This window comes from Hydrogenophaga sp. Root209 (genome assembly GCF_001428625.1).
In the GTDB taxonomy this organism is placed as follows: domain Bacteria; phylum Pseudomonadota; class Gammaproteobacteria; order Burkholderiales; family Burkholderiaceae_C; genus Hydrogenophaga.
Genome location: NZ_LMIE01000031.1, coordinates 1 through 23,973, shown reverse-complemented (window position 1 = coordinate 23,973; position 23,973 = coordinate 1). Strand labels below are relative to the sequence as shown.

Annotated in this window: 24 protein-coding genes and 1 pseudogene; 9 read left to right on the top strand and 16 right to left on the bottom strand. The window is 65.2% G+C overall.

What is annotated here, in order from left to right; genetic code table 11:
- Positions 1-13: 13 nt before the first annotated feature.
- The 3 genes from ASE11_RS18585 to ASE11_RS18575 form a co-directional block, all read right to left on the bottom strand.
- Complete coding sequence (locus tag ASE11_RS18585; protein WP_003107109.1) at positions 14-295, bottom strand: helix-turn-helix transcriptional regulator; 282 nt, start codon at positions 293-295, stop codon at positions 14-16.
- 83 nt (positions 296-378) lie between these two features.
- Complete coding sequence (locus ASE11_RS18580) at positions 379-1,149, bottom strand: DUF2285 domain-containing protein (protein ID WP_033878703.1); 771 nt, start codon at positions 1,147-1,149, stop codon at positions 379-381.
- A 309-nt stretch (positions 1,150-1,458) separates the two neighbouring features.
- On the bottom strand, positions 1,459-1,809 hold the full coding sequence (locus ASE11_RS18575; protein WP_023103962.1) for a DUF2958 domain-containing protein: 351 nt from the start codon (positions 1,807-1,809) through the stop codon (positions 1,459-1,461).
- Between the two features lie 240 nt (positions 1,810-2,049).
- Here ASE11_RS18575 and ASE11_RS18570 point away from each other — a divergent pair, with 240 nt between their 5' ends.
- A complete protein-coding gene (locus tag ASE11_RS18570) occupies positions 2,050-2,355 on the top strand; it encodes a helix-turn-helix domain-containing protein (protein ID WP_023103963.1) in 306 nt (101 codons plus the stop codon).
- A gap of 63 nt (positions 2,356-2,418) precedes the next feature.
- Here ASE11_RS18570 and ASE11_RS18565 read toward each other — a convergent pair whose 3' ends face one another.
- The 12 genes and pseudogenes from ASE11_RS18565 to ASE11_RS18510 all read right to left on the bottom strand — a co-directional run bounded on the left by ASE11_RS18565 (position 2,419) and on the right by ASE11_RS18510 (position 13,195).
- A complete protein-coding gene (locus ASE11_RS18565) occupies positions 2,419-2,733 on the bottom strand; it encodes a DUF736 domain-containing protein (protein WP_023103964.1) in 315 nt (104 codons plus the stop codon).
- Between the two features lie 1,069 nt (positions 2,734-3,802).
- Positions 3,803-4,012, bottom strand: coding sequence for a hypothetical protein (locus tag ASE11_RS18560; protein WP_031636935.1), 210 nt, complete (start codon positions 4,010-4,012; stop codon positions 3,803-3,805).
- A 197-nt stretch (positions 4,013-4,209) separates the two neighbouring features.
- Positions 4,210-5,544 (bottom strand): annotated as a pseudogene (locus ASE11_RS18555) (ParB/RepB/Spo0J family partition protein); the annotation flags it as partial.
- 79 nt (positions 5,545-5,623) lie between these two features.
- Positions 5,624-6,448 carry a DUF932 domain-containing protein gene (locus ASE11_RS18550; RefSeq protein ID WP_019396530.1) on the bottom strand — a complete coding sequence of 275 codons (825 nt, stop codon included), beginning with the start codon at positions 6,446-6,448 and terminating at the stop codon, positions 5,624-5,626.
- Positions 6,449-7,156: 708 nt separating this feature from the next.
- Positions 7,157-7,435 carry a hypothetical protein gene (locus ASE11_RS18545; RefSeq protein ID WP_031637040.1) on the bottom strand — a complete coding sequence of 93 codons (279 nt, stop codon included), beginning with the start codon at positions 7,433-7,435 and terminating at the stop codon, positions 7,157-7,159.
- A gap of 38 nt (positions 7,436-7,473) precedes the next feature.
- Positions 7,474-7,824, bottom strand: coding sequence for a DUF2958 domain-containing protein (locus ASE11_RS18540; RefSeq protein WP_031637043.1), 351 nt, complete (start codon positions 7,822-7,824; stop codon positions 7,474-7,476).
- Positions 7,825-8,092: 268 nt separating this feature from the next.
- Complete coding sequence (locus ASE11_RS18535; RefSeq protein ID WP_031637045.1) at positions 8,093-9,403, bottom strand: MFS transporter; 1,311 nt, start codon at positions 9,401-9,403, stop codon at positions 8,093-8,095.
- A 9-nt stretch (positions 9,404-9,412) separates the two neighbouring features.
- A complete protein-coding gene (locus ASE11_RS18530) occupies positions 9,413-9,670 on the bottom strand; it encodes a metal-sensing transcriptional repressor (protein ID WP_003111693.1) in 258 nt (85 codons plus the stop codon).
- Between the two features lie 83 nt (positions 9,671-9,753).
- Positions 9,754-10,146, bottom strand: a complete 393-nt coding sequence (locus ASE11_RS18525; protein WP_031637048.1) for a hypothetical protein — start codon at positions 10,144-10,146, stop codon at positions 9,754-9,756.
- A gap of 257 nt (positions 10,147-10,403) precedes the next feature.
- A complete protein-coding gene (locus ASE11_RS18520) occupies positions 10,404-11,468 on the bottom strand; it encodes a PDDEXK nuclease domain-containing protein (protein WP_031637050.1) in 1,065 nt (354 codons plus the stop codon).
- Complete coding sequence (locus tag ASE11_RS18515; protein ID WP_023114164.1) at positions 11,465-12,664, bottom strand: tyrosine-type recombinase/integrase; 1,200 nt, start codon at positions 12,662-12,664, stop codon at positions 11,465-11,467. Before ASE11_RS18515 ends, ASE11_RS18520 begins: the two co-directional genes overlap by 4 nt.
- 225 nt (positions 12,665-12,889) lie before the next feature.
- Positions 12,890-13,195: a c-type cytochrome gene (locus tag ASE11_RS18510; RefSeq protein ID WP_056275100.1), complete on the bottom strand. Its 306-nt coding sequence runs from the start codon at positions 13,193-13,195 to the stop codon at positions 12,890-12,892.
- Positions 13,196-13,320: 125 nt separating this feature from the next.
- On the opposite strand from ASE11_RS18510, the gene ASE11_RS18505 reads away from it, so the two are divergent.
- Complete coding sequence (locus tag ASE11_RS18505; protein WP_056275098.1) at positions 13,321-13,566, top strand: TIGR04438 family Trp-rich protein; 246 nt, start codon at positions 13,321-13,323, stop codon at positions 13,564-13,566.
- A 7-nt stretch (positions 13,567-13,573) separates the two neighbouring features.
- Here the strand turns inward: ASE11_RS18505 and ilvD are convergent, their stop codons facing one another.
- Entirely contained in the window at positions 13,574-15,280 is a 1,707-nt protein-coding gene (ilvD, locus tag ASE11_RS18500; protein ID WP_056275096.1) for a dihydroxy-acid dehydratase, read from the bottom strand.
- A gap of 98 nt (positions 15,281-15,378) precedes the next feature.
- Between ilvD and ASE11_RS18495 the strand changes: the two genes are divergently transcribed.
- From ASE11_RS18495 to ASE11_RS18465, 7 genes are all read left to right on the top strand, one after another.
- Positions 15,379-16,344 (top strand): LysR family transcriptional regulator, encoded by a 966-nt coding sequence (locus ASE11_RS18495; protein ID WP_056275094.1) that lies wholly within the window; start codon positions 15,379-15,381, stop codon positions 16,342-16,344.
- A gap of 4 nt (positions 16,345-16,348) precedes the next feature.
- On the top strand, positions 16,349-17,149 hold the full coding sequence (gene lgt, locus ASE11_RS18490) for a prolipoprotein diacylglyceryl transferase (RefSeq protein ID WP_056275092.1): 801 nt from the start codon (positions 16,349-16,351) through the stop codon (positions 17,147-17,149).
- A gap of 189 nt (positions 17,150-17,338) precedes the next feature.
- Entirely contained in the window at positions 17,339-18,007 is a 669-nt protein-coding gene (locus ASE11_RS18485) for a GntR family transcriptional regulator (RefSeq protein WP_056275091.1), read from the top strand.
- The gene (locus ASE11_RS18480; RefSeq protein ID WP_056275089.1) at positions 18,004-19,332 is read left to right on the top strand and encodes a malonyl-CoA decarboxylase; all 1,329 of its coding nucleotides are present in this window, start codon (positions 18,004-18,006) and stop codon (positions 19,330-19,332) included. The genes ASE11_RS18485 and ASE11_RS18480 overlap by 4 nt, the downstream gene beginning before the upstream one ends.
- Before the next feature lie 34 nt (positions 19,333-19,366).
- Entirely contained in the window at positions 19,367-20,353 is a 987-nt protein-coding gene (locus ASE11_RS18475; protein WP_056275087.1) for a Bug family tripartite tricarboxylate transporter substrate binding protein, read from the top strand.
- Positions 20,354-20,361: 8 nt separating this feature from the next.
- The gene (locus tag ASE11_RS18470; protein ID WP_056275085.1) at positions 20,362-21,123 is read left to right on the top strand and encodes an enoyl-CoA hydratase/isomerase family protein; all 762 of its coding nucleotides are present in this window, start codon (positions 20,362-20,364) and stop codon (positions 21,121-21,123) included.
- Between the two features lie 44 nt (positions 21,124-21,167).
- Positions 21,168-22,709: a malonate--CoA ligase gene (locus ASE11_RS18465; protein ID WP_056276325.1), complete on the top strand. Its 1,542-nt coding sequence runs from the start codon at positions 21,168-21,170 to the stop codon at positions 22,707-22,709.
- Positions 22,710-23,973: the final 1,264 nt, after the last annotated feature.

The window sequence follows — 23,973 nt, the reverse complement described above, 5'->3', positions numbered from 1 at the left end:
CGCGCGCCGCCGATCAGCGCGCACGGCTGTCGGCCGAGTGGTGCTCGGCGTACTCGGGATCGGAAGTCGTCTCGAAGCTGCGGTCGGCGGCCCAGGCATCGAGGTCGGCCACGGCGTACATGACGCGCCGGCCGAACTTGCGAAAGCGCGGACCACCACCGATCACGCGCTGCTTTTCCAGCGTGCGCGGCGACAGCCGCAGGTACTCGGCGGCTTCGTCGTTGGTGAGATAGCGTTGGGGCTGCGCGGCAGCGGTCGAGACAGTGGCGGCAGGCCGCAAAGGAGCGGGACGCATGGTGTGAACCTCCATAGCTTTCAAAGCTCCGGCCACACAGCGCAACCGGATGGAGGCAGTCTCAGAAAACCAAGCTGTCCTGCTCAGGGCCGTTTTGCGTCGTCCTCAAAACGACCCTTCTCAAGCGGCGGAAGCTGTGCTAGGCGGCGATAGCCGCCGCGCATCAGCGCATCGCCGCGCCGTACCAAGCGGCGTACCTTGGAGCGCAGGCCGCCGTCGCTGTACCAATCGGCTGCGGCATCGCCGCCGAACAAGCCTTCGGCCACCTCGCGCAAGGACGCACCCGCTAGGGTTGCGTCGAGCGCCTGCAAGGTGTGTAGCTCAAGCAGCGCGGCGGGTGCCGGCCTGGGCTTCGCAGAAGCCAGGGCCGCGCCGAGCGCACGGTTGCGCGCAGGTGCGGCGGCGCCGCCGCGGCGGGCATAGGCGACAGCCATCCCGTCTTCCAGGCCGGGCGCCAGCGCGAAGCGCAGGCAATGACCTGGGCTGTGCGCCATCAGCGCCAGCCCTTTGCCGTCATGGAGCAGTTGCTTGTGCCCGGCAATGCGCCAAAACGTGAACGCGGGAGCATACTGCGGCGGATCGGCGTCGGGATAGAGCTGCACCACGGCCACATGGCCGGGCAACCAGGCTGGATGAGCGTCGCGCGCATCCAACGCCGGATCTTCCAGCAGGCGCAAGCCCCAGCGATGCGCCGCCTGCTGCGCGGCTTTCGGCCGGCGATGATGGCGCAGCCAGTCGAGCCGGTAATCGGGGTTTCTGCGCAGATATTCCCAGGCCGTCCCAAGGTCGTCCAAGTGCAGCACGTACAGATACGCGGCAGTCGGATACCAGTGCTCGGCGCTGCGATCGACCATGACGCAACCTCCCTGCGAACAGGACTGGCCGCGACAGAAGAACTACGTGCTACATCGGTGTCATCAGAACGAAATGGGTTAAGGGAATAGTTGGGCTGTCAAGTCCGACTGGCTCCGATGCGTTGCGGTATTCGTCTCAATGCTGCGGCGGCAGCGTCCCTCCCGTGGGACGCCGTACAGGCCAGCCTGCCGCAGTCCGCGTCAGGCATCATGTCCGTTTGGATCAGACTGGCGCGGCTACGCCGCAAGAATCTCGATTGAGACCTGCCCGGTATGACACCAGACTGAAAAAGTCACAGTAGGCTGTGTTCAGTCCGGGATAGCCCCGTCGCGCTCGGCCAGCCGGGTGTATTCCGACAGCGTGCGCGTGGGCCGGAAGTAGCGGTCGCGCATCACGGGCTGCTGATGCGGCCCGACGATGCCAGCCAGCTCGGACAGCTTGACGGTTCCTTGCGCCGGCATTCCGATTCCCAGGTCGATGAGGCCCCAGGCGGTGTCGCCATCGGCGGGATCGAGTGCGGCCAGCAGCCAGGTCACATGCGCGTCCGGCGTGAACAGCCGCACCACGGGCACCGGGTCGATGGCCTGGCCAGCGGCACGAGCCTCGCCGTTGGCGAGCAGTTGCGCGCGCTCCGGGACGGTGGCGAGTGGCTGGGGCATGGTTGGCAATCCCACAAATCCAATGATGCACGGATGCGGTTTCACGCCCAAGCGCAGAACCGCCAAACCGGATTTACGCCTTCGTGTGCAAGCACGGATGCGCTTGCGTGGCTTTGCTGGAACCAGCAAATGCGGATTTCCGTAAAGGCACGAAAACGTAGAACACCAAATGAACACTATAGATTGTAGCCCTATAGGGCGCAATGGGCTGTCATCTTGGTTTTTCGAGGGAAACCATAGGTGGCGGCTGGGAACTCATTGGCGAAGGCGTTGAAGACAGTCAGGAAGGCGCGTGGCTTGAGCCAGGAAGCCTTCTCTGACGTGTCCAGCCGCACCTATATGAGCACCCTCGAACGCGACCTGAAAAGCCCGACCCTGCATAAGCTGGCCGAGCTGTGCGAGGTGATGGAGATCCACCCGCTCACGCTGCTGACGCTGGCCTACGCGGGCGACAGCCCGCACAAGGCCGACGAGCTGCTGGCGCAGGTGCGCCGGGAGCTGGAGGCGGTGCTGAAGGAGCGCGGCGCGGCGAAGCCGCGCGCGTGACGTGGTGATGTGCTGCGAACAGCAGCACAGCGCCCCGCCGCGATGGGCGGGGCGCTGCGGCGGTCACGCCGCCTGGGGCTTGCTGCGCGACCAGATCAGGTCGTGCGTACCGTCCTCGCCTTCGATCAGGCGGGCATAGACCGGAGCCGGGAACGAAGGATCGTCGAGGGTCACGGACTTGTATTCCCGCCCGGCCTCGCTGGTCTTGTTCCACGCCGCGCCGATGTCGTGGCCGGCGGCCTGGAGGCGGAAGTCGGGGGCGTTCTCGCTGCTGCCCTTGTCGTTGGGAACCAGCTTGACCTTGACGTTGAGCGTCAGGGTGCGCAGCGTGCCGGTGAAGCCGTCTTTGTCTGCGGTGAAGGTGCCGATGTTGGCCATGATGATTTCTCCTTTCGGTTGAACAAGGTTCGCGCCCATCGCGTCCTTGTTGTGATCCGGCCGGCGGGGGACGGGCTGGCTGCACCGCTTGCGGTCGAAACGCAGTGGAGAGCCGGGAGGCGAAAAGAATTTGCTGCGCGAGGAAGCCGCGCAGCGGCGGGGAAATTGTTTTCGCCGGACGGTTGCAGCCATGAAGCCCGAGGCGCAGCCGCGCCCCCGCCAGGATTCACAACGAGACAAGGACGCCTTGGGCCGAACCGCTCCGAAAGGAGATGGGGCCGACTCGGCATCCCCGCCCGAAGGCTTCTCCGGCTCGCCCGCTGACGCGGGCCAGGTCAACCCCGCAACGACAGGCGAGAACGCCCCCGCCATACCTTGCGGCGCCGGTCTTGAGGCGTGGCGTGGAAGCTCCATAGCGATACCGGGCGGGTTGTCCGTGAACCGTCCTTCGTGACGTGATGGGCAGGAACCGCCAGCGTTGAGGACGGCACGCACCTGCACAACCTGCCGCAGCAAGCGCCAGCGTGTTCGCCAGCGTCCCGTCCATCGCGGCGGGACGTTGGGCGGGCCGATCCGGCGCAGCCGGTTCGGCAGCATCGAGGGGCGCCAAGCATCGCGCGGCGGGGATAGCTCGCAGGGCTTTCCCCTGGAGGCAAGCGAAGCGCGCAGCGCCGCAGGCGCGAAGGCGTGAGGGATTGAAGCCGAATGGCCGTGACGGCAAAGACGGCACGGGGCGTAGCCCGAAAGCCCGGCGGCGCTATGCGCCGACACGCCCAGGCCGTTCCAGATTTCTAAGCAGGAAACGCGGACATGCCTCTGATGAAATGGGCGCGGCCCTACGCTGCGAGGTATGCACGCGGCAAGCCGAAAACCGCTGGTGATTCCCGCGCACGGCGGGCGCTACGGCTTGCAGACCCATACGGGCCTGCCATTACCGGGCGGGAAGCCCGGTCACGTCAACGCCGCCGTCTGAGCTGCCGCGAGGGCGGCGGCGTGCCGATTCGGCTGGTGGCCTTGAACACCGGGCGCGGCCACTGCCGCGCCCGGATTTTTGCGGTGCTGATCGCGGTTATTCCTTCGTCTCGATGAGCCACCACACGGCAGGCGGCAAGGCGCGGCCCGTGATGGGGTGAATGTCGGTGAGGTCGGCGCAGGCCGTCCAGCCCGAGGGCGGGCGGTAGCCGCGCACGTCGCCATCGCCGTTCCAACGGCGGGCGCGTACCGTGCCAGCGGCGTAGATCGCCGCCATGCGCGGGCGGCTAATGGTGGTGCGGGTCATGGGGGCTTCTCCTTCCAGCGAAGCGCCCCGGTCGAGGCCGGGGCGCTTGCCTTCGGCGCGGGTCAAGCGGCCAGCGCCTCGGCGGGTTCATCCGCCATTGCCTCGGCATCCTCCGTGGCGTCCTGCTCCGAGCCTTCTTCCTGCGCGGCATCCTGCGGGCCAGCGGCCTTGAAGATGGCGGGCATCCAGCCCGAGCCATCGGCCAGGCTTGCGGCCTTGGGCGCGTCGGCGTCCTCGTGCTCGTCGTTGGCGGATTCGCCTTCGGTGCTGTCGAAACCGCGCCGCAGCTTTTCCAGCGTGCGCAGCGCCTTGGCCTCGGCTTCGCGCAGCAGGCCGCGATGAATGGCGGCTTCGCCGTTGCGGTCGATGGTGACGATGGCACCGGCCACCTCGCGCACTTCGGGGGTGTAGCCCTGTAAGGCGTCCTCCGCGTCTTGCAGTTCCCCGACCACCTGATCGCGCCGCTGTTCCAGCTTCTCGGCTTTGGCTTCGTCCTCGGCGTCGCAGGCTTCTTCCAGTTCGCCGTCGATCTTTTCGAGGCGGGTTTCCAGCGAGGCGATGCGGCGGGCCTCACGGGTGGTCGGCTCGCGACGATGGCGCGGGGCGTTCTGGAACGCCTGCCGTTCCTCGTAGGCCAGATGCGGCACGGCCTCCACCCATGCCCACCCCTCGGCGCGCACGTCCTCGGCCAGCGTTGCCAGCTTGTCGCGCACCAGCGTTTCCAGCACTGCGGTATCGGTGAGGTAGGTTCCGGCATCGCCTTCCGCGAACAGGTCACGGCGGATGCCGCCGCCTGCCTGCCGGTAGGTGTCCAGCCCGACGAAGCGCACCAGCGCGTGCGTGGCGTCGATTTCGCGCTCGGTCAGGCGCTCGCGCAGCTTGGACGGGCTGCGCTGCCATTCCGGCGCACCATAGAACGCGGCTTCCTGCGCGGCGTGGTCGTCGGTGATGGTCAAGGCCATCAACTGTTCCAGCGTGACGGTTCCGGCGCGATAGTCGGCCATCAGGCGCGGCGCGATGTGGGCCAGCTTCAAGCGGCGCTGCACCACCAGCGGGGACACGCCGAAGTCGGCGGCAATGTCCTCGATGGGCCGGCCTTCCTTGACCAGCGCGGCGAACGCCTCGAACTGGTCGGCGGGGTGCATCTGCTCGCGCATCAGGTTTTCCGCGAGGCTGACGGTGCGGGCCGAAGCATCGGGCACCAGCAGGCACGGCACTTCGTAGTCGGCGGGGATGCGCTTCTTCTTCGCCAGCAGCTTCAAGGCGGTCAGGCGGCGATCACCGGCCACCACTTCGTAAGCCTCGCCATCGGCGGAAAGGATGACGATCAGGTTTTGCAGCAGGCCGATGCGGGCAATGCTCGCGGCCAGTTCGGGGATGGACAGGCGCGGCATCTTGCGGGCGTTGCGCTTGGAGCGGCGCGGCAGCAACTGCGACAGCGGAACCAGAATCAGGTTCTTGGACGGGTCGGCCATTTCCAGCGGTGCGGCGGTTTCGATGGCGGCGATTTCGGTTTTGAGTACGGCGTTCATGGTGATAACTCCTTGCGGTTAGGGATGCAGCAGCGAGAGAAGCGGCAAGGGCTGCTGCCTGCCCCTGCCGCGTGGGGATTCAGGCTTTCAACTGGCGCAGGCCATCGGCCAGCAGCCACAGGGCGCGATTCAGGCGCACGCTTTGGTCGATGCCCTGCACGGGCCGGGTGGTCTGGCGGCGGCCATTCGCGGCGCGGGCGGACAAGCCGCCTTTGGTCAAGTTCTCCTGCGTGCGGTTGAACACGCTCCACAGGTCGCGGCGGTCATCGTCGTGGCGGCGCGGCATCAGGATTTGCGATTCCGTGATGGGCGCGGGCTTGTCCTCGTCGTACTTCAACGCCAGCGCAGCGCGGGCGAACACTTCCGATTCCCCGGCGTCGAGCGTGATGGCGCGCATGGCATCGCGGGATTCCTGCGCCCGGTCGAAGCCGTGCAGGACTTCGTAAGCGCCTTCGATGACGTGCCCGGCTACGTCGCCCTTGTGCGGCACGCGCACGTCGGCCACGGTGTCGCCGCAGACAAGGCCATTGCTGCAAACGAAGCGGAACATCCCGGCCAGCATCTGATAGCTACTGGTGCCGTCATGGGAGTTCAGCAGGATGATTTCGTTGGCCTCGCGGCCGTTGATCTGGCTGGCGTGGCGCAGCCGGATCATGTGCTTGGTGTAGTCGCGGCGGTCGTCGTGGCGCACGCGGGTTTGCGTCACCATGAAAGGCTCGAAGCCTTCCCCGCGCAGTTCTTGCAGCACGGTCGCGGTGGGGATGTAGCTGTACCGCTCGGAGCGGCTTTCGTGTGGTGCCTCCGCGAAGATGGACGGGGCCACTGCCCGGATTTGGTCATCGGACAAGGGACGTTCCGAACGCAGCACCGGGGAACGGGAAGCGAAGCGGGATGCGAGTTGCATGGCATTTCTCCTGACAAAGAAAAAAGGGTTTGCTGTTCACCGCACACCGGATTCCTAGATTCGGAGCCCAGCCTTTCGGCTGTTTGGTGCGGTCGGCACGAGGAACCCGGTTGGCCCTGTTGCCACCGTCTTTCCTGAGTTCATCGCCCGCGACGGTCAGGAGCGCGCGGACGGGGGCCGTCAAGGAGGCAAGCGCAGGGYTGGTGCGGCCCGCAGCGMAGCGAGGACACGGCCCKGCGCGCCTTGACGGCGCACGGGCGCGGGCTACAGTCGCGGACAAGGTGATGAAGTCAGGGGAGACGGCTGGACATGGCAACGGCCCCTCAACACGCCGATCGCACGGCAAGCGAAGCGCGCAGGCCCGGATCTAGGAATCCGGGCCGGAGGCGTCAGCCGAGCGGAGCGAGGGAACGATGGAAGCCCGAATGGGGCGAGACGCCGCAGGCGGCTCGATGCGCTACGCGCACGACAGCGCGACCGGCCATGTTTCTTGGCCGGGGACGTCCGGACTTCAAGGCTCGATGCACAAGCTCATGCGCCAGTCATCGGGAAACAGGTTCGACAGCGACTGCCGTGGTCTGGCCGATCCGGCGCAGCCGGTTCGGCGGTCTTTGAGGGGCGCCAAGCATTGCGCGGCGGGGATAGCCCGCAGGGCTTTCCCCTGGAGGCAAGCGAAGCGCGCAGCGCCCCGGAAGGCGCGCGAAGGCATCACGCCGAGTCGTCAGGGCGCAGGCTGGATTCCGCAGCCGGCATCCACGGCGATGACGAGTCCAGCAGGTAGCGCGCACCGCGCGCGTACAGACCCGACAGCCCGGTGGGCCGGTAGAACCCGGTGACGCGGTGCCGGAACTGTGCGCCGTATTCGTTGGTGTAGATCACCGCGTCGCCGATCTTGAAGCGCAAGGGTTGTCCGTTCTCCGGTGCGAACGGCTTGAGCGCATCGTGCTGCGCCGTGATTTCGATGATGTAGTCGTGGTGGCTGCTCATGGCATTGAGGAGCGCCTTGCGGCGCTCCCAGGGCCGGGTCAGACAACGATTCGTCCGGCCAGCCGCGCATCGCGCGCGTAGGCGCTCAATCGCTTCTCGGCCCGGAAAGACAGGTCGCGCTCGATCGGCAGGCCCAGCCCGCCGCGCACCGTCGCCAGCTCGCCCAGGCTGACCCAGCCGATTTCCGGTGCCCCCAGGCCCAGGTCGCATAGACCAAAGGCGTGGTCGTGGTCGTCGGGATCAATCTCGGTCAGCAGCCAGGTCGCGCCGGCGTCCGGCGTGAACAGCTTGACCACGGGCGCCGGATCGAAGTCCGCGTTTTCCAAGGATTCGCGGCCGTTGGCCAGCAGCACGATGCGCTGCTCGTCAGTGATGAGTGCGTTGTTCATGGTGAACTCCTGAAAGGTTGCCGGGCGGAATTGCCCGACCCTTCCGGGGCACGGCGCAGCGCAAGCAGTCAGGGGTCAACGACGGCCGCCAGGACGCAAGCGCCATCGGCGCGCAGCCCTTGACGGCGAGAACGCCGTGGCACGATGAAGGGGACAGCAAGACGGCCTCCCTCGCACCTCCACGCACGGGGTTTTTGGCAAGCGAAGCGCGCAGGCCCGAATAGCAATCCGGGCCGGAGGCATCAGCGATGTGAAAGGCGGGCAGTTCTTAAATGCGCGCCCAGTCCCGGTGCAGATCGTCAACGATCATGGGATGACGATGCCCGCCTCGGTCTGCATGTTCGCGCAAGTGAGGATGATCTGGCGGTAGATCAGGGTGATCGTGGGCGATGTCGGAAGAATCACTAGCGGGCCAGAGCCACAGCGCCAGTCCCACTCCGACAAGACCAATCAGCGACATGATGATGAAGGTCGATTGCAGCCCAAAGGCAGCGCCGAAGCGACCGGCCAAGGGATAGCAAATGAGCCAACACGCATGGGACAGGGCGAATTGCGCGGCAAAGACCGCGGGGCGATCCTCGGGATGAGCGGAGCGGCGCAACAGCCGGCCGGAAGGTGTTTGCGCCACGCTGTAGCCGAAGCCGACCACCAACCAGATCACCACCAGAATGGCATAGGTCGGAATCATTGCCCCGGCTGCCGTTCCCACAACCAGCATCGCCGCTCCCGCAATCATGACAGGTCGATCAGCAATCTTGTCGAGCAGGCGAGGCAGCGCGAAGGCCGCAACCATCGACCCGCCTCCGAAGGCCGCCAGCGCCCACGCTACCTCGGATTCGCCCAGCCCGAAGCGTGCCTTCACGATGACCACCGTGTTCACGATCACCATTGACCCCGCTGCTGCCACAGCGAGGCTGATCGCCAGCAGACCCCGAAGGCGCGGCGTGGCGAGGTAAATGCGCGTGCCCCGCGTAGTGCGATCCCATATGCCACGACGCGGGCCGGGAACGGTTGTGGGAAGCCTCACGCTGACCACAAGCGCGGCTGACACGAGGAAGCCGAGAACCGTTCCGGCAAACAGGTTGTGGAAGCTGATGACCGTCAGTAGCGCGGCGGCCAGCATCGGGGAGATCAGGCTTTCCAAATCGTAGGCCAGCCGGGAAAGCGACAGTGCTTTCGTGTACTCGTCTTCGTCGGGAAGGATGTCCGGGATAGTGGCTTGAAAGGTCGGCGTGAAGCCTGCGGACGCCGCCTGCAAGACGAAGATCAGCAGATAGATTTGCCAGATTTCGCTGACAAAGGGCAAGCAGAGCGCAACGGATGCTCGTACTAGGTCAAGGGCAACGAGCAACGACCGTCGCGGCAGCCGGTCGGCGAACGCCTGCGCGACCGGGGCGACTCCGACATAGGCCAGCATCTTGATTGCGAGTGCCGTCCCGAGTACCGCGCCGGCATTCGCCCCGGCCAGATCGTAGGCAAGCAGGCCAAGGGCCACCGTCATCAGGCCGGTGCCGACAAGCGCAATCACCTGAGCGGCGAACAGGTGACGATAGGTACGGTTCTTCAGGACGGAGAGCATCGGCGGGCCTCAGAGCAGTTTGGTCAGTGCCTTCATTTCGGTCAAAACGGAGTCTTCGTCATGGGCCAGGCAATGGTCGATGTGGTCGTGGATCAGGACGCGCTTTGCGGCCGTCACCGCGCTTTCCACCGCCGCGAGCTGGCGGGCGATGTCGAGACAGGATTCGCCACTTTCGATCATCCCTATGACGTGCCGAAGATGACCATCGGCGCGTTTCAGCCGCTTCACGAGATCGGGATGGGTTGAGTGCTTGTGTGTCGCGTTCATGTGGCAATTGTATCCCCCCTGGGGGGATATGAAAAAGTGCGCCGCCCGCGAAGGAGCGACGCACCGAAGGCCGCACGACGCAATCAGCCCGCCGCCGGCGCTGTCATCGACTGCAACTGCTCGATCACGCCAGGCTCAACGAACACGCAAGCCTGCTCGTCCGCGATCGGCACGTTGAACACCTGCGCGAACACCGTGCGCCGCAGATGGGCCAGCCGGCCCGTCCGGTATGCCTGCTCGGGCTTCATGCGCCCGCCAGCCTGCGAGCCGCTGCGCTGCGGATCGCATTCGATCAGCGCGACAAAGCCATCGTCGGCCAGCTTCTGATGCTCGGGGCACAGGCCCCAGCCGGTCGCCGTGTGGCGCTCCATGCTCGCGCGCAGGCGCTTGTCCAGCAGGATCGCGCCGGTGTCGAACGCCGTGCCGCAGACCAGGCAAACGTGCTGTTCGAGGGAAACGTGTGATTTGTCGTTCATGACGGTTCTCCGGTTGCAAGGGCGGAATTGCCCGGAACCGTCGCCCTCACGGCGCAGCGCAGCAGTCAGGGGTCGCAGACGGCCGCCAGGACGCAAGCGCGCAAGGCGCGCGCAGCCCTTGCACGGCGAGAACGCCGTGATACGGTGAAGGGACACAGCAAGACCGCCCCCTCACACCACCCCACGCACGCGGGTTTTTGGCAAGCGACGACAGCGCGACGGCGGCACGCCGGGACGCTCGACTGCTTGAGACAGGACTACTCGTTGTCGGTCTTGCGCTGCTCGATCTGCAACTGCGCCCGTTGCGTTGCTTGTTGCAGCCGCTCCACTAGCACGCCCCTCGGCGGCAAGGCGGTCAGGTACTCGGCGACGTGGATGCCCGACTTGTCCAACTCCAGCAATTCGATCTGCTCGCGCTTCTTGCCGGTGCAAAGGATGATCCCCAGAGGCGAGGCTTCCTCCGGCTCCCGTTCGTGCTTGTCCAGCCAGCGAAGATAAAGCTCCATCTGTCCCTTGAAAGCTGCCTTGAACTCGCCGACCTTCAACTCCACTGCCACCAGCCGCCGCAGCTTGCGGTTGTAAAACAGCAGGTCGAGGTGGAAATCCTCGCCGTCGATCTGGATGCGCTTCTGCCGGGCCACGAAGCTGAAACCCGCGCCCAGCTCCAACAAGAACGACTCCATTTCGCGGATGATCGCCGCCTCCAAGTCGCCTTCTTGCCAAGTGTCCCGCAGCCCCAGGAAGTCGAGGATGTAGGGGTCGCGCATGATCAGGGCGGGCGACATGCGCTGCGCATCGCGCATCTTCGCCAACTCCTGTGCGATCGTCTCGCCCGGCTTTTGAGACAGCGCCGTGCGCTCGTACAACATCGAGTCGATGCGCTCGCGCAGCGTCCGCACGCTCCAGCGTTCGGCGCTCGCCATCTGTGCGTAGTAGTCCCGCTGGAGCGGGTCTTTCAGCGGGATCAGGGCGATGAAGTGCGTCCAGCTCAATTCTCGTATCAGTGATACGAGAATCTGCTCGTCGGGGAAGGTGGCCGCGAACTGCACCATGCGGCGCAGGTTCTGCTCGGCAAAGCTGCCGCCGTACTCCTTCACCAACTGCGCCGCCAGGGTGGGCAGGACTTCCTTGCCATAAGCGCCCCGGCGCCCGTCCAAGACCTGCGTGCGGATGCGCTGGCCGATGCGCCAATAGAGCATCGTCAGCTCGCTATTCACCGTCGAGGCGGCGCGCTTGCGCGCCGCCTCGATCAGTGCCCGAATGTCGCCCAGCAGCGCCGAAGGCGCTGCGGACGATGCTGCGGATGACCGGCGCGTGTTCATGCCGCCGCCTCCGCAAGCTGGCGCGCGCCCGTGATGGCCTGGCGCCGGCTGGCCACCAGTTCGGCCGCATCGCGCACCGGCTTGTCCTCGGTGTGGACGTAGTGCATGAACATCGCTACGGTCTTGTGGCCCGTCAGCTTCATGCCCACTTTGGTCGGCACGCCCGAATTGGCAATGTCGGTCGTCGAGCGATGGCGGATGCCGTGCGTGCCGACGTGCGGGACGCCGGCGGCCTTGAGCACCCGGCACCAGCCGCCATAGTGCTCGCCAAAGGTCAGGTGCTTGGCCGGGTCGTTCGGCGATGGCAGGACGTAGGGGCAGCCCTCCCGGCGCGGCGCCGTCGAAAGCAGCCGATAGGCTTCCTCGCTCATGGGCTTGGAAATGCCGCCGACCTTGCTGTCGGGCCACACCACGCGCCGGTTCTCGAAGTCCAGCCAGCTCCATTCGAGCGGGCAGATTTCGGAGCGCCGGGCGGCGAACTCGAATTGCAGCCGGATCGCCAGCGGGATGACGTAGTTCTCCAGCCCCTCCGCCTCCAGCTTCTCCAACTGGCGGAAGATCCGCACCATTTCCTCGTCCACGATGAGCCGGGTTTCCTTGCCCGGCGGGTACATGGGGACGTGGCGGCACGGGTTCGTGCCGTCCGGGCGGTAGCCCCACACTTCGGCCAGGTTGAACATCTTGCGCAGCACGCCGAAGGTCTTGTTCGCCTCGGTCGGCTTGTAGGCCAGTTTCTCCATCAGCCCGGCAATGTCGGGCCGCTTCACGTCATGCACCTTCTTGCGGCCCAGCAGCGGGATGATGTTGCGGTCTATGACGCCCTGATAGCCGTCCTGCGTGCTGGGCTTGTTGCGCTTCTTGGAGTAGTCCTCCATGAACTTCTTGCACAACTCGGCCATCGTGGGCGCCTTGCGCGCCTCGGCCTTGGCGCCGCCGGGGTCGCCGCCCCGGCGAACCTCGGCCAGCCAGTCCTGTGCCTTGACTCGTGCCTGTTCGACGGTCAGCTCCCCGTACAGCCCCAGCGAGGGCTTGCGGGGCTGGCCGGAGTTCGTGCGGTACTGGAGCATGAACACCCGGCGGCCGGTCGGGGTAATCTTGCACAGGAAGCCGGGCACCACGGTATCCCGCAGTTCAACATCCTTGGCCTGGGGTTGGGCCGACTCCACGGCGGTCTTAGTGAGCTTGATCTTTGCCATGATGACTCCTCGGAACAACCCGGATTCCAGGAGCCAGATAGGAGCGGCGCGAGGGAAAACCGGGTCAAGTTTCAGAAAGCACCGGCATATGATGGACGCGCGTAAGTTATTGATAAACCTGCTGTATCTAGCTACGGCGCAGTCCAGCGAACTACCGGGCTGGAGTCATCGTGAAACAAAAAACCCGCTGGTTTCCAGCGGGTTTTTTGTTGGAAGAAGCAGAACTTACTTCAGGCTCAGAACCCAGGCCGCCAGCTTCTTGGCATCGGCTTCGCTCACCTGCGTGTTGGCGGGCATGGGGATTGCGCCCCACACGCCGGAACCGCCCTTGACGATCTTGGTGGCCAATGCATCGACTGCCTTGGCGTCGCCGGCGTACTTCTTGGCCACGTCCTTGTACGCCGGGCCCACCAGCTTCTTGTCCACCGCGTGGCAGGCCATGCAGTTCTTGCTTTTGGCCAAAGCCTCGTCGGCGAATGCGGGAGCCGCCAGTGTGGTCATGGCGGCCATAATCAGGAGAGCGCGTTTCATGGGGGTTGTCCTTGTGAGTGAATGCTGATGCCAGCACGGTCTGGATTTTAACGATGCACGGCCATGGTGAAACGATCGCTTACAGATTCTTGCCCCACTTTGTCGGACCTTTACTGGAGCGTGTGATGTATTTGCTGATCCTGGGCGTGATCCTGATGCTGATGAAGTACCTCGAAGTGGGCTTCGTGGTCGACCTCTCATGGTGGTGGGTGTTGACGCCCTTTGCCCTGGCCGTGGTCTGGTGGGCCTGGGCGGACGCCACCGGCTACACCAAGCGCCGCGAGATGGACAAGATGGACAAGAAAAAGCAGGACCGCATCGACAAACAGCGCGAGAACCTTGGCATGAAGACCAAGCGTCGCTCGCGCTGAACCCTCGTCAGTAGTTGTCCAACACGGCGCCCTTGCTGGCGCTGGACGCGTTGAACGCGAACTTGGCCTGCACGCCGCGCGTGTAACGCGGTGCCGGTGCCGTCCACGCGGCACGGCGCTTCTCGATCTCCGCCTCGGGCACGTTGAGCTCCAGCAGCAACTGGTGGGCGTCGATGGTGATGCTGTCGCCCTCCTGCACGAACGCGATCGTGCCGCCGGCTGCGGCCTCGGGCGCCACGTGGCCCACCACCATGCCCCAGGTGCCGCCCGAAAAACGGCCGTCGGTGATCAAGCCCACGCTCTCACCCAGGCCCGCGCCGATCAGCGCACCCGTGGGCGCCAGCATCTCGGGCATGCCGGGGCCGCCCTTGGGGCCGAGGTAACGCAGCACCATCACGTCGCCCGCCTTGATCTTGCCGTCCAGGATGGATTGCAGCGCCGACTGCTCGTCGTCGAACACGCGCGCCGGGCCGGTCATCACCGGGTTTTTCAGGCCGGTGATCTTGGCCACCGCGCCTTCGGGGCTGAGGTTGCCTTTGAGGATGGCCAGGTGGCCGTGTTCGTACATGGGCTTGTCGATCGGGCGGATCACGTCCTGGTCGGCGCGCGGTGCATCGGGCACGTCCTTGAGCACCTCGGCAATCGTCTGGCCACTGATGGTCAGGCAGTCACCGTGCAGCAGGCCGGCGTTGAGCAGCACCTTCATGACCTGCGGGATGCCGCCGGCGCGGTGCAGGTCGACCGCGAGGTATTTGCCGCTGGGTTTCAGGTCGCACAACACGGGTGTCTTCTGGCGCACGCGCTCGAAATCGTCGATGGTCCACTCCACTTCGGCCGCATGCGCGATCGCCAGGAAGTGCAGCACCGCGTTGGTGGACCCACCGGTGGCCATGATCACCGCCACGGCGTTTTCGATCGCCTTCTTGGTCACGATGTCGCGCGGCTTGATGTCCTTCTTGATGGCCTCGATCAGCACCTTGGCCGACTCCTTGGCCGAGTTCATCTTCTCGTCGTGCGGGTTGGCCATGGTGCTGGAGTAGGGCAGTGAGATGCCCAGCGCCTCAAAAGCCGAGGACATGGTGTTGGCCGTGTACATGCCGCCACAGGAGCCGGTGCCGGGGATGGCGCGCATCTCGATCTCGCGCAGGTCTTCGTCGCTCAGGTTGCCGGCCGCGTTCTGGCCCACGGCTTCAAAGACGCTGACGATGTTGAGATCTTGTCCCTTCCAGTGGCCTGGCAGGATGGTGCCGCCGTACACATAGATGGCGGGAACGTTGGCGCGCAGCATGCCCATCAGCCCGCCGGGCATGTTCTTGTCGCAGCCGCCGACCACCACCACGCCGTCCATCCACTGGCCGCCCACACAGGTCTCGATGCAGTCGGAGATCACCTCGCGGCTGACCAGCGAGTACTTCATGCCCTCGGTGCCCATGGCCATGCCGTCGGAGATGGTGGGCGTGCCGAACACCTGGGCGTTGCCGCCCGCTTCCTCGATGCCGGCGATGGCCGCGTCGGCCAGCTTCTGCAGGCCCGAGTTGCAGGGCGTGATGGTGCTGTGGCCGTTGGCCACACCCACCATGGGTTTGACGAAGTCGCCTTCCTCGTAGCCCATGGCGTAGTACATGGAGCGGTTGGGCGCACGCGACTTGCCTTGTGTGATGTTTGCGCTGCGGCTGTTGATGGGCTTGATCGGGATGGTTTTGCTGTCGGCCATGGTCTTGTCTCGTGGGGTGGGGAAAAGAGCGCCAAGTATGCGGCAGCGCCTGGGCGCTTTCCAATCGCTTCGAAGGCCAGGTTTGATACGCTTAGCATATGAATGACCCATCCAGATCCCTGCGCATTGAATTGCGCCAGTGGCGTCAGTTCGTGGCGCTGGCCGAAGAACTGCATTTCGGCCGGGCCGCCGTGCGCCTGCACATGACCCAGCCGCCGCTGACCCAGGCCATCGCCGGACTGGAGGCCGCGCTGGGCGTGCGCCTGTTCGAGCGCACCCAGCGCAGCGTGCGGATCACGCCGGCCGGTGCGGCCCTGCTGCCCGAGGTGCGCGAGCTGCTGGCCCGTGCGCAGGCCCTGCCGGAACTGGCCCGCGCGGCTGCCGCAGGCGAACTGGGCCGGTTGCGGTTGGCCTTTGTGTCCACGGTGGGTTTCGAGCTGCTGCCGCGCTGGGTGCGGGCGTTCCGCGAGCAATGGCCTCAGGTGGCGCTGGAGCTGATCGAGGCCACGGGTGATGTGCAGCTGGAACTGCTGGCGCGCGGCGAGGTGGACGCCGGCTTTGTGCTGCACTCGCCCGGCTTTGCCGCCCCGGGCCTGGTGCAGTCATTGATCGCCACGGAGCCGCTGGTGGTGGCCCTTCCCGAAGCCCACGCCCTGGCGGCAGAGGAGCGACCCGCGCTGAAAAGCCTGCTGGCCGAGCCGCTGGTGATCTTCCCCCGGCGCATCCTGCCGTCGCTGTTCGACGCGATCTTTGTGCTCTACAACGCGGCTGGTTGCGTGCCACGAGTGGCGCAGGAGGCCATCCAGATGCAGACCATCGTGAACCTGGTGTCCGCCGGGCTGGGCGTGGCCTGGGTGCCGCAGAGCGTGCGGCAGTTCCAGCGGCCTGGGGTGGTGTACCGCGCAGTGGCCTGGCCGCGGGGCAGGGCCGTGCCGGCGTGTGAGACCAGCCTGGTCTGGCGCGCCGATGCGGTGAGCCCGGCACTGGCGCATTTCATCCAGTTTGCCCAAGATCAGGATGCAAGTCCTGCGACCTCGGCGCGAAACAAGCCAAGGGCACAATAGCTCGATGCTCCAACACCCCCAAATCGACCCCGTTGCCCTGCAGATCGGCCCGCTGGCCATCCACTGGTACGGCCTCACCTACCTCGCGGCGTTTGGCCTCTTCATGTGGCTGGCCAACCTGCGCCTGCGCCACCAGCCCTTTGCCGGCGTCACCAACCCGCCGTGGACGCGGCGCGATGTGGAGGACATCCTGTTCCTCGGCGTGCTCGGCGTGGTGGCCGGCGGGCGCATCGGCTACTGCCTGTTCTACAAGCCGGCGTACTACCTGGCCAACCCGCTGGAGATCTTTGCGATCTGGCAGGGCGGCATGAGCTTTCATGGCGGGCTGATCGGCGTGATGCTGGCCATGGTCTGGTACGCGCGCAGCCGCCAACGCCCGTTCATGGAGGTGATGGACTTCGTGGCGCCCTGCGTGCCGACCGGTCTGGCCGCCGGGCGCGTGGGCAACTTCATCAACGGCGAACTCTGGGGCCGCGTGGCCGACCCCTCGCTGCCCTGGGGCATGGTGTTTCCCGGCGCGGGCGATGCGCCACGCCATCCTTCGCAGGTCTACCAGTTCCTGCTAGAGGGCTTGTTGCTCTTCGTGCTGCTGTGGCTCTATGCCCGCAAGCCACGTGCGCGCGGTCAGGTGTCGGCGGTGTTCCTCATGGGTTATGGCGTGTTCCGTTTCATCGCGGAGTTCTTCCGCGAGCCCGACGCCCACCTGGGCCTGCTCTCCCTGGGCATGAGCATGGGCCAGTGGCTGTGTGTGCCCATGGTCCTGGCCGGTGCGTTCATGTGGTGGTGGTTCGGCCGGCGCAGCTAGGGTCGCTGCCCCCACGCTCCACCGCTTCGCGGGTCGCTGCCCCCCGAGGGGGCTGATCCGCCTTGGGGGCGGCCCGGCGGCGGATCTGTTCACCCTTCGTTGCCAGCAAGGGTAAATCCCCGGTACAGAAGGCCAGGGATTTTTTATGATGATGCGTAATTACAGGTGATTACGGACGGACCCAAGACAATGCGACTGGTGCTCAACTCCCTGCACGACGAAGTGGCCGCGAAGCTGCGCGAGCGCATTTTTGACGGTGTGCTGGCACCTGGCAGCTTCATCGACGAGCTGGGTCTCTGCGGCGAATGGTCGATCTCGCGCACGCCGCTGCGCGAGGCGCTCAAGGTGCTGGCCGCAGAAGGCCTGGTGCGCCACGAGCCGCGCCGGGGTTGTTTCGTCAACCAGATCACCGAGCGCGACCTTGACGAGATCTTTCCCGTCATTGCCCTGCTTGAGGGCCGTTGCGCATTCGAGGCCGCGAGCAACGCCACCGACGCCGATCTGGTGACGCTGGAGCAGATGCACGACCGCCTGAACCGCTGTGCCAAGGCGCGTCGCATCAACGATTACTACCAGGCCAACTTCGCCATCCACGAAGCCATCATCACGCTGGCCAACAACCGGTGGCTGGCACAGGTGATCGGTGACCTGCGCAAGATCGTCAAGCTCGCGCGCCTGCAGCAGTTGCACGCGCCGGGTCGGTTGGACCAGAGCCTGTCCGAGCACATGGCGGTGTTTGCCGCGCTCAAGGCGCGCGATGCCGAAGGCGCCGAGGCCGCCATGCGCACCCACCTCACGCGCCAGCGCGTGGCCCTGCGCGAACTTGCGCGCAGCAACACTTCGAGGATCACGGCATGAACACCGCTGAATGGTTGGAAAGAGGCGCCTCCATGCTGCGTCCCGGAACCAAGGCGGGCGTGCGATCAACCCAGGAACGCCTGAAGGGTACGCTGCGCCACGACGACGAGGCGATGTCGCCGCGCCAGTTGCGCCACCTGCTCGACCAGCTCAAGGGCATTGTCGATCCGCTGCTGAGCGAGGTTGAGGGCGGGCGCCGCGCCCAAGACCTGATGGCCTGGTACACCAAGGCCACGCCGCCGCAGCGCCGCGACCTCTGGCTGCTCATGAGCGAGCAGTTCGTGGCCGACGCCGAGCAGATCAAGGCGGCGCAGACCCAGTTTGCGGCCGCGGTGGGCACGCCAGACGAGGCCGCTGCCGAGGTGCTGTATCGCCGGGCCACGGTGTCGCCGCGCCGTCGCATATTGCAGCGCTTCAGCGCGCACCCCGATGGCATCCGTTTCCTGGTCGATCTGCGCGCCGAGATGCAGTCTCACCTCAAGGGCGACAAGCGCTTGCTCGCGCTCGATGTGGAGATGGAATACATGTTCTCCACCTGGTTCGACGTGGGTTTTCTGGAGCTGCGCCGCATCAGCTGGGATTCGCCAGCCTCGCTGGTGGAAAAGCTCATCAAGTACGAGGCCGTGCACGACATCCGCAGCTGGGCCGATGTGAAGAACCGGCTCGACGGCGACCGTCGCTGCTACGGCTTCTTCCACCCGCGCCTGCCCGAAGAACCGTTGATCTTCGTGGAGGTGGCGCTCATGAACGAGATCGCCGCCAGCATCACGCCGCTGCTGGACGAAGAGGCGGCACCGGTCGACATTGCCAAGGCCAACACGGCCATTTTCTATTCGATCAGCAACACCCAGAACGGGCTGCGCGGCGTGAGCTTTGGTGACTCGCTCATCAAGCGCGTGGTCGAGACGCTGCACCAGGAGTTTCCCAAGCTCAAGGTGTTCGTGACGCTCTCGCCCATACCGGGTTTGCGCGCCTGGCTGAACAAGAATGCGCCGGCCGAACTGCTCAAGAGCTGGGAGAACCTGGAAGACCTTTCCGAGGCATCGCCCGAGCGCAAGGCCCTGCTGGGCTGGGCCGCGCGCTACCTGGGCAATGAAATGCAGGGCGGCAAGCCGCTGGACCCGGTGGCGCGTTTCCACCTGGGCAACGGTGCCCGTGTGGAACGCCTGAACTGGGCCGGTGACCCGTCGAACAAGGGCGTCAAACAATCGTATGGATTGATGGTCAATTACCTCTACGACCTCAAACGCCTGGAGAAACACCGCGCCTGGCTGGCGCAGGGAAAGATCCCGATAGCCGCAGCGATCGAAGACCTGTACCTTTGACGCTGCATTTTCATAACCACAGGAGACAAAAGACATGACCGACCACTTCAACCGCCGAGACATCTTGCGCACGGCTGTTGCCGGCGCCGCCGTTTACAGCACCGGGGCATACGCCCAGGCCACCTGGCCCACCAAGCCGGTGACCATGATCGTGCCGTTCCCCGCCGGTGGCGGCACCGATGCGTTTGCCCGCCCCATGGCCGCGCAGTTCACGCGGCTCTCGGGCAAGAGCCTGGTGATCGACAACCGTGGCGGCGCTGGCGGCACGCTGGGCGCGGGCATCGCGGCCAAGGCCGTGCCCGATGGCTACACACTGTTCATGGGCGCGGTGCACCACACCATTGCCCCGAGCATGTACCCCAAGCTGGACTACAACATCGAGACCGACCTGATTCCCCTGATCCTCGTGGCCAGCGTGCCGCAGGTGCTGGTGGTCAACCCCAAGAACATTTCCGGCGCGGGCTTCAAGGAGTTCATGGCGCAGGTCAAGGCCAACCCCGGCAAGCTCAACTACGGTTCGGCCGGTGGCGGCACCTCGCACCACCTCGCGGGTGAGCTGTTCAAGCAACAGTCCAACACCTTCATCACCCACATTCCGTACCGCGGCGCAGGCCCGGCGCTCAACGACCTCATTGCCGGCCAGGTGGACATGATGTTCGACGGCCTGGGTTCGTCGGCCGGCCACATCAAGGGCGGTCGCATCAAGGCTTTGATGGTGTCGGGCAACAAGCGCAACGCGGCATTCCCCGACGTGCCCTGTGCTGCCGAACTCGGGATGCCCGACTACAACGTGACCACCTGGTACGGCGTGTGGGCGCCCAAGGGCACGCCCGCCGATGCGCAGGCGCGCGCGATCGAGGAGATCCGCAAGGCGGTGAGCACCGACGAAGCCAAGGCGGTCTGGGCCAACCAGGGCGCCGAGTTCGCCAACGTCAGTGGCCCGCAGTTCGACGCCTTCGTCAAGAGCGAGATCCGCAAGTGGGCGCAGGTGGTCAAGGCCTCTGGCGCCAAGCTCGACTGAGCCCGAGCATGTCGGGCCGGGTTCACCTCGCCATCGAACACACGCTGGCGCGGGTGACGCTTTCGCATCCGGGCAAGTTCAATGCCATGTCGCGTGCGATGTGGCGTGAGTTGAAAACGGTGTTCGTCGAACTCCAGGCGCGTACCGACGTGCGCTGCGTGATCGTCGTGGGCGAGAGCGGCCATTTCTGCGCCGGTGGCGACATTGCCGAGTACCCCGGCTTTCGCTTCGTGGAAGCTGCCTTGCGCGACTTCCACGAAGACGATGTGTGGGGCGGCCTGGGCGCCATGCTGGCGTGTGACGTGCCGCTGCTGGCGCAGATCGAGGGCAACTGCATGGGCGCCGGTGTGGAGATCGCGAGCTGCTGCGACATCCGCGTGGCGGCCAGTGGCGCGCGCTTTGGGGCACCCATCGCCAAGCTGGGCTTTCCGATGGCGCCGCGCGAGGCCGCGCTGGTGGCCCGCGAGGCCGGCATCGCCACCGCACGCGAAATGCTGCTGGAAGCCACGGTGTTCGACGCTGCCGAGATGAAGGCGCGTGGCTTCCTCAACACCGTGCTGCCCGACGGCACGCTCACGCCCGCCGTGCTGGCGCGCGCTCAGCGCATCAGCGCGCTGTCGCCGCAGGCCGCGCGCCTGAACAAGCAAGCCTTGCGAGCCACGCAAGGCTCGACGGCGGCCGAAGGCGAGGGTGCCTACCGGTACGCCGACAGCGCCGAACACCGCGAAGGCATTGCAGCATTCATTGCCAAGCGCTCGCCGGTTTTTTGACGGGCTTTCTGATTTTTTTGTCACACCACCTTGCTGACCAGAACATGGACAACCTCAACCTCTTTGCCGCCCTGCGCGCGGCCTTTCCGCAGGACCTGGACCGCGTGGCGATCGAGACCGACGACGGTCTGAACTACTCCTGGCGCGACCTCGACCGCGCCTCGGCCATGGTGGCCAACCTGCTGGATTCGCTGGCGCTGCCGCCCGAGTCGCGCGTGGCCGTGCAGGTGGAGAAGTCGGTCGAGGCGCTGGTGCTGTACCTGGCCACGCTGCGCGCGGGCCATGTGTTCCTGCCGCTCAACACCGCCTACCAGAGCGCGGAGATCGAGTACTTCGTCGGCAACGCCGAGCCCGCGGTGGTGGTGTGCAGCCCGGGCCAGTTCGGCTGGGTCAGCAAGATCGCCTTCACCGCCGGCACGCGCCACGTGTTCACCCTGGGCGACGACCGCACCGGCAGCCTGCTGGAGCGCGCGTCCCACATGAGCGACCGGCACACGCCCGCCGTGCGCCGGGACGACGACCTCGCCGCCATCCTCTACACCAGCGGCACCACCGGGCGCAGCAAAGGCGCCATGCTCACGCACGGCAACCTGCGCAGCAACGCCGAGGTACTCAAGACCTACTGGGGCTGGCGCCCCGACGACGTCTTGATCCACGCACTGCCCATCTTCCACGTGCACGGTCTGTTCGTGGCCATGCACGGTGCGCTGATCAACGGCAACAAGATGTTCTGGATGTCCAAGTTCGACCCCAAGCTGGCTATCGCCAAGTTCTCCGAGGCCACCGTGTTCATGGGCGTGCCCACGCTCTACACCCGCATGCTGGCCGAGCCCACGCTGTCCAAAGAGCAGGCAGCTCACATGCGTCTTTTCATCTCGGGTTCGGCGCCGCTGTTGATCGAGACCTTCAACGAATGGAAAGACCGCACGGGCCACACCATCCTGGAGCGCTACGGCATGAGCGAGACCGCCATGCTGACCTCCAACCCCTGCAGCGCCGACGCACGTTACGGTGGCGCCTCCGAGCGGCGCGGCGGCACCGTGGGCTTCCCGTTGCCGGGCGTGGAGCTGCGCGTGATGGGCGACGATGGCCAGGTGGCGCAACCCGGGGAGATCGGCGGCATCCAGGTGCGTGGCCCCAACATCTTCAAGGGCTACTGGCGCATGCCCGAGAAGACCGCCGAGGAGTTCACCGCCGACGGCTTCTTCAAGACCGGTGACGTGGGCCGCGTCGACGAGCGTGGTTACGTGAACATCGTCGGCCGCAGCAAGGACCTGATCATTTCCGGCGGCTACAACGTCTACCCGGCCGAGATCGAGGGCTACATCAACGAGATGCCCGGTGTGGTCGAGAGCGCGGTGATCGGTGTACCGCACCCTGACTTTGGCGAGGTGGGTGTGGCCTTGCTGATCGCCAAGCCGGGTGTGCAGGTGGATGCGGCCCAGGTGCTGGCTTCACTCAAGTCGCGGCTGGCCAACTTCAAGATTCCCAAGCGCTGTTTTGTGGTGGGGGAGTTGCCGAGGAACACCATGGGGAAGGTGCAGAAGAACTTGTTGCGCGAGGAGCACAAGGGTTTGTTTGCCTGAGCTTGTGACGGAACATATCAAAGTCGAAACTAGCCTCTATTGAAAAGAAAAGAAAAAAACGCGTGTCAAATCTAGCTCGCAAAGTTGGGACAGCGGACCATTGAATCTTCGGGATTTTTTCTCGTCCGGTTGCGTCTTTTTTCAGGATTTGAGCCTTCCGAACGCCGCTCATCCAGCCTCGCTCGACCGCTGTTGGGCTGTGAAGGTGGCGAACATGAGTAGACCCAGCATCCGCTTTTTAGGCTAAAGCTCTTTTTGATGTTGATGACGTCTACGAACTTTAGGGCCGCAATCAGCCAACGTGCTGCAGGTCTTCCGTGTGGAGGAGGGCATGAACCGAGTGATGCGGGCCCTGACACCTCACCGCTCGATGGCGTCGGGCTAGGATTTGACTTTCAGCAACCTCTCACCGAATGGGCCATCCACACTCTGAGAGCAGGGGACACGCAGCTCACCCGGGAGAGCATTGGTTGAGCGCAATGAATCGCATTGAGGCTACGCTGCCTGGTGAGGGAGGTAGGCCCGTGTCCACGGAAATACTTCCCGATGGAGGGCGCCGACACACCATGGCCGACGGCCTGGCTTCCTCGTAAGCCTGGCCCAACTTTCAACTCGATTGCCTCTCAGGCTTGCCTGGTGAGACGTACTCCCGACGCATCGCCATCTTCGGGTTCGCAGAGCGCAAGGACCTGTTGGAGGCCTGGTGCTTTGTGTACAACGCGTTGCGCACGTATTCCTTCTCCAAGGTCGTCAGCCTTGAGGAGTTGGCCACAGGCAAGAGGTATTCGGGTGAGGAAATGAGAAAGGCGATGAGCGGGGAGCTGTAGGCCCAAGTACAGCGCTTGGTTCTTCCCAGTGCGCAGGGGTGAATCTATCGGATGCTGCTGTCGGCGCAAGGATTTAGGGCACAACGACTGGTCCGAGCTTAGGTGCGGCACAGTGCACTCGGCCAAGGGCGAAGGAATTCCTGCGGTGATGTCGTGACGCGGGCCCGTGACCTGCTGGTGGTGGGGACTCCACACAAACACCCCCACAGAAACTCTTTTAAAACTAACTGCGCACGGATTTCTGGAGTCTGCCCCCACCAAGCTGGCCGCCACTGTGGAATCGATCCTTGTGAACGCCTGAAGGCATTGCTTCTTGCTCTCAGACGCTGGGAGCTGAGTGAACCGCCCCGTATTTTGAGGAGGCTCTTTTCTCTGAGAGGATTGAGCCATGAAGAAGTCGAACCACTTTTCACCTGAGGTCCGCGAACGCGCCGTTC

Excerpts from the sequence above, each read along its gene's own strand:
- ASE11_RS18535 (WP_031637045.1), bottom strand. The coding sequence starts at position 9,403 with ATGCTCTCCGTCCTGAAGAACCGTACCTATCGTCACCTGTTCGCCGCT.
- ASE11_RS18585 (WP_003107109.1), bottom strand. The coding sequence starts at position 295 with ATGCGTCCCGCTCCTTTGCGGCCTGCCGCCACTGTCTCGACCGCTGCC.
- lgt (WP_056275092.1), top strand. The coding sequence starts at position 16,349 with ATGCTCCAACACCCCCAAATCGACCCCGTTGCCCTGCAGATCGGCCCG.
- ASE11_RS18520 (WP_031637050.1), bottom strand. The coding sequence starts at position 11,468 with ATGAACACGCGCCGGTCATCCGCAGCATCGTCCGCAGCGCCTTCGGCG.
- ASE11_RS18480 (WP_056275089.1), top strand. The coding sequence starts at position 18,004 with ATGAACACCGCTGAATGGTTGGAAAGAGGCGCCTCCATGCTGCGTCCC.
- ASE11_RS18565 (WP_023103964.1), bottom strand. The coding sequence starts at position 2,733 with ATGGCCAACATCGGCACCTTCACCGCAGACAAAGACGGCTTCACCGGC.
- ASE11_RS18560 (WP_031636935.1), bottom strand. The coding sequence starts at position 4,012 with ATGACCCGCACCACCATTAGCCGCCCGCGCATGGCGGCGATCTACGCC.
- ilvD (WP_056275096.1), bottom strand. The coding sequence starts at position 15,280 with ATGGCCGACAGCAAAACCATCCCGATCAAGCCCATCAACAGCCGCAGC.
- ASE11_RS18515 (WP_023114164.1), bottom strand. The coding sequence starts at position 12,664 with ATGGCAAAGATCAAGCTCACTAAGACCGCCGTGGAGTCGGCCCAACCC.
- ASE11_RS18575 (WP_023103962.1), bottom strand. The coding sequence starts at position 1,809 with ATGCCCCAGCCACTCGCCACCGTCCCGGAGCGCGCGCAACTGCTCGCC.
- ASE11_RS18550 (WP_019396530.1), bottom strand. The coding sequence starts at position 6,448 with ATGCAACTCGCATCCCGCTTCGCTTCCCGTTCCCCGGTGCTGCGTTCG.
- ASE11_RS18525 (WP_031637048.1), bottom strand. The coding sequence starts at position 10,146 with ATGAACGACAAATCACACGTTTCCCTCGAACAGCACGTTTGCCTGGTC.
- ASE11_RS18485 (WP_056275091.1), top strand. The coding sequence starts at position 17,339 with ATGCGACTGGTGCTCAACTCCCTGCACGACGAAGTGGCCGCGAAGCTG.
- ASE11_RS18495 (WP_056275094.1), top strand. The coding sequence starts at position 15,379 with ATGAATGACCCATCCAGATCCCTGCGCATTGAATTGCGCCAGTGGCGT.
- ASE11_RS18475 (WP_056275087.1), top strand. The coding sequence starts at position 19,367 with ATGACCGACCACTTCAACCGCCGAGACATCTTGCGCACGGCTGTTGCC.
- ASE11_RS18510 (WP_056275100.1), bottom strand. The coding sequence starts at position 13,195 with ATGAAACGCGCTCTCCTGATTATGGCCGCCATGACCACACTGGCGGCT.
- ASE11_RS18580 (WP_033878703.1), bottom strand. The coding sequence starts at position 1,149 with ATGGTCGATCGCAGCGCCGAGCACTGGTATCCGACTGCCGCGTATCTG.
- ASE11_RS18545 (WP_031637040.1), bottom strand. The coding sequence starts at position 7,435 with ATGAGCAGCCACCACGACTACATCATCGAAATCACGGCGCAGCACGAT.
- ASE11_RS18505 (WP_056275098.1), top strand. The coding sequence starts at position 13,321 with ATGTATTTGCTGATCCTGGGCGTGATCCTGATGCTGATGAAGTACCTC.
- ASE11_RS18470 (WP_056275085.1), top strand. The coding sequence starts at position 20,362 with ATGTCGGGCCGGGTTCACCTCGCCATCGAACACACGCTGGCGCGGGTG.
- ASE11_RS18465 (WP_056276325.1), top strand. The coding sequence starts at position 21,168 with ATGGACAACCTCAACCTCTTTGCCGCCCTGCGCGCGGCCTTTCCGCAG.
- ASE11_RS18530 (WP_003111693.1), bottom strand. The coding sequence starts at position 9,670 with ATGAACGCGACACACAAGCACTCAACCCATCCCGATCTCGTGAAGCGG.
- ASE11_RS18540 (WP_031637043.1), bottom strand. The coding sequence starts at position 7,824 with ATGAACAACGCACTCATCACTGACGAGCAGCGCATCGTGCTGCTGGCC.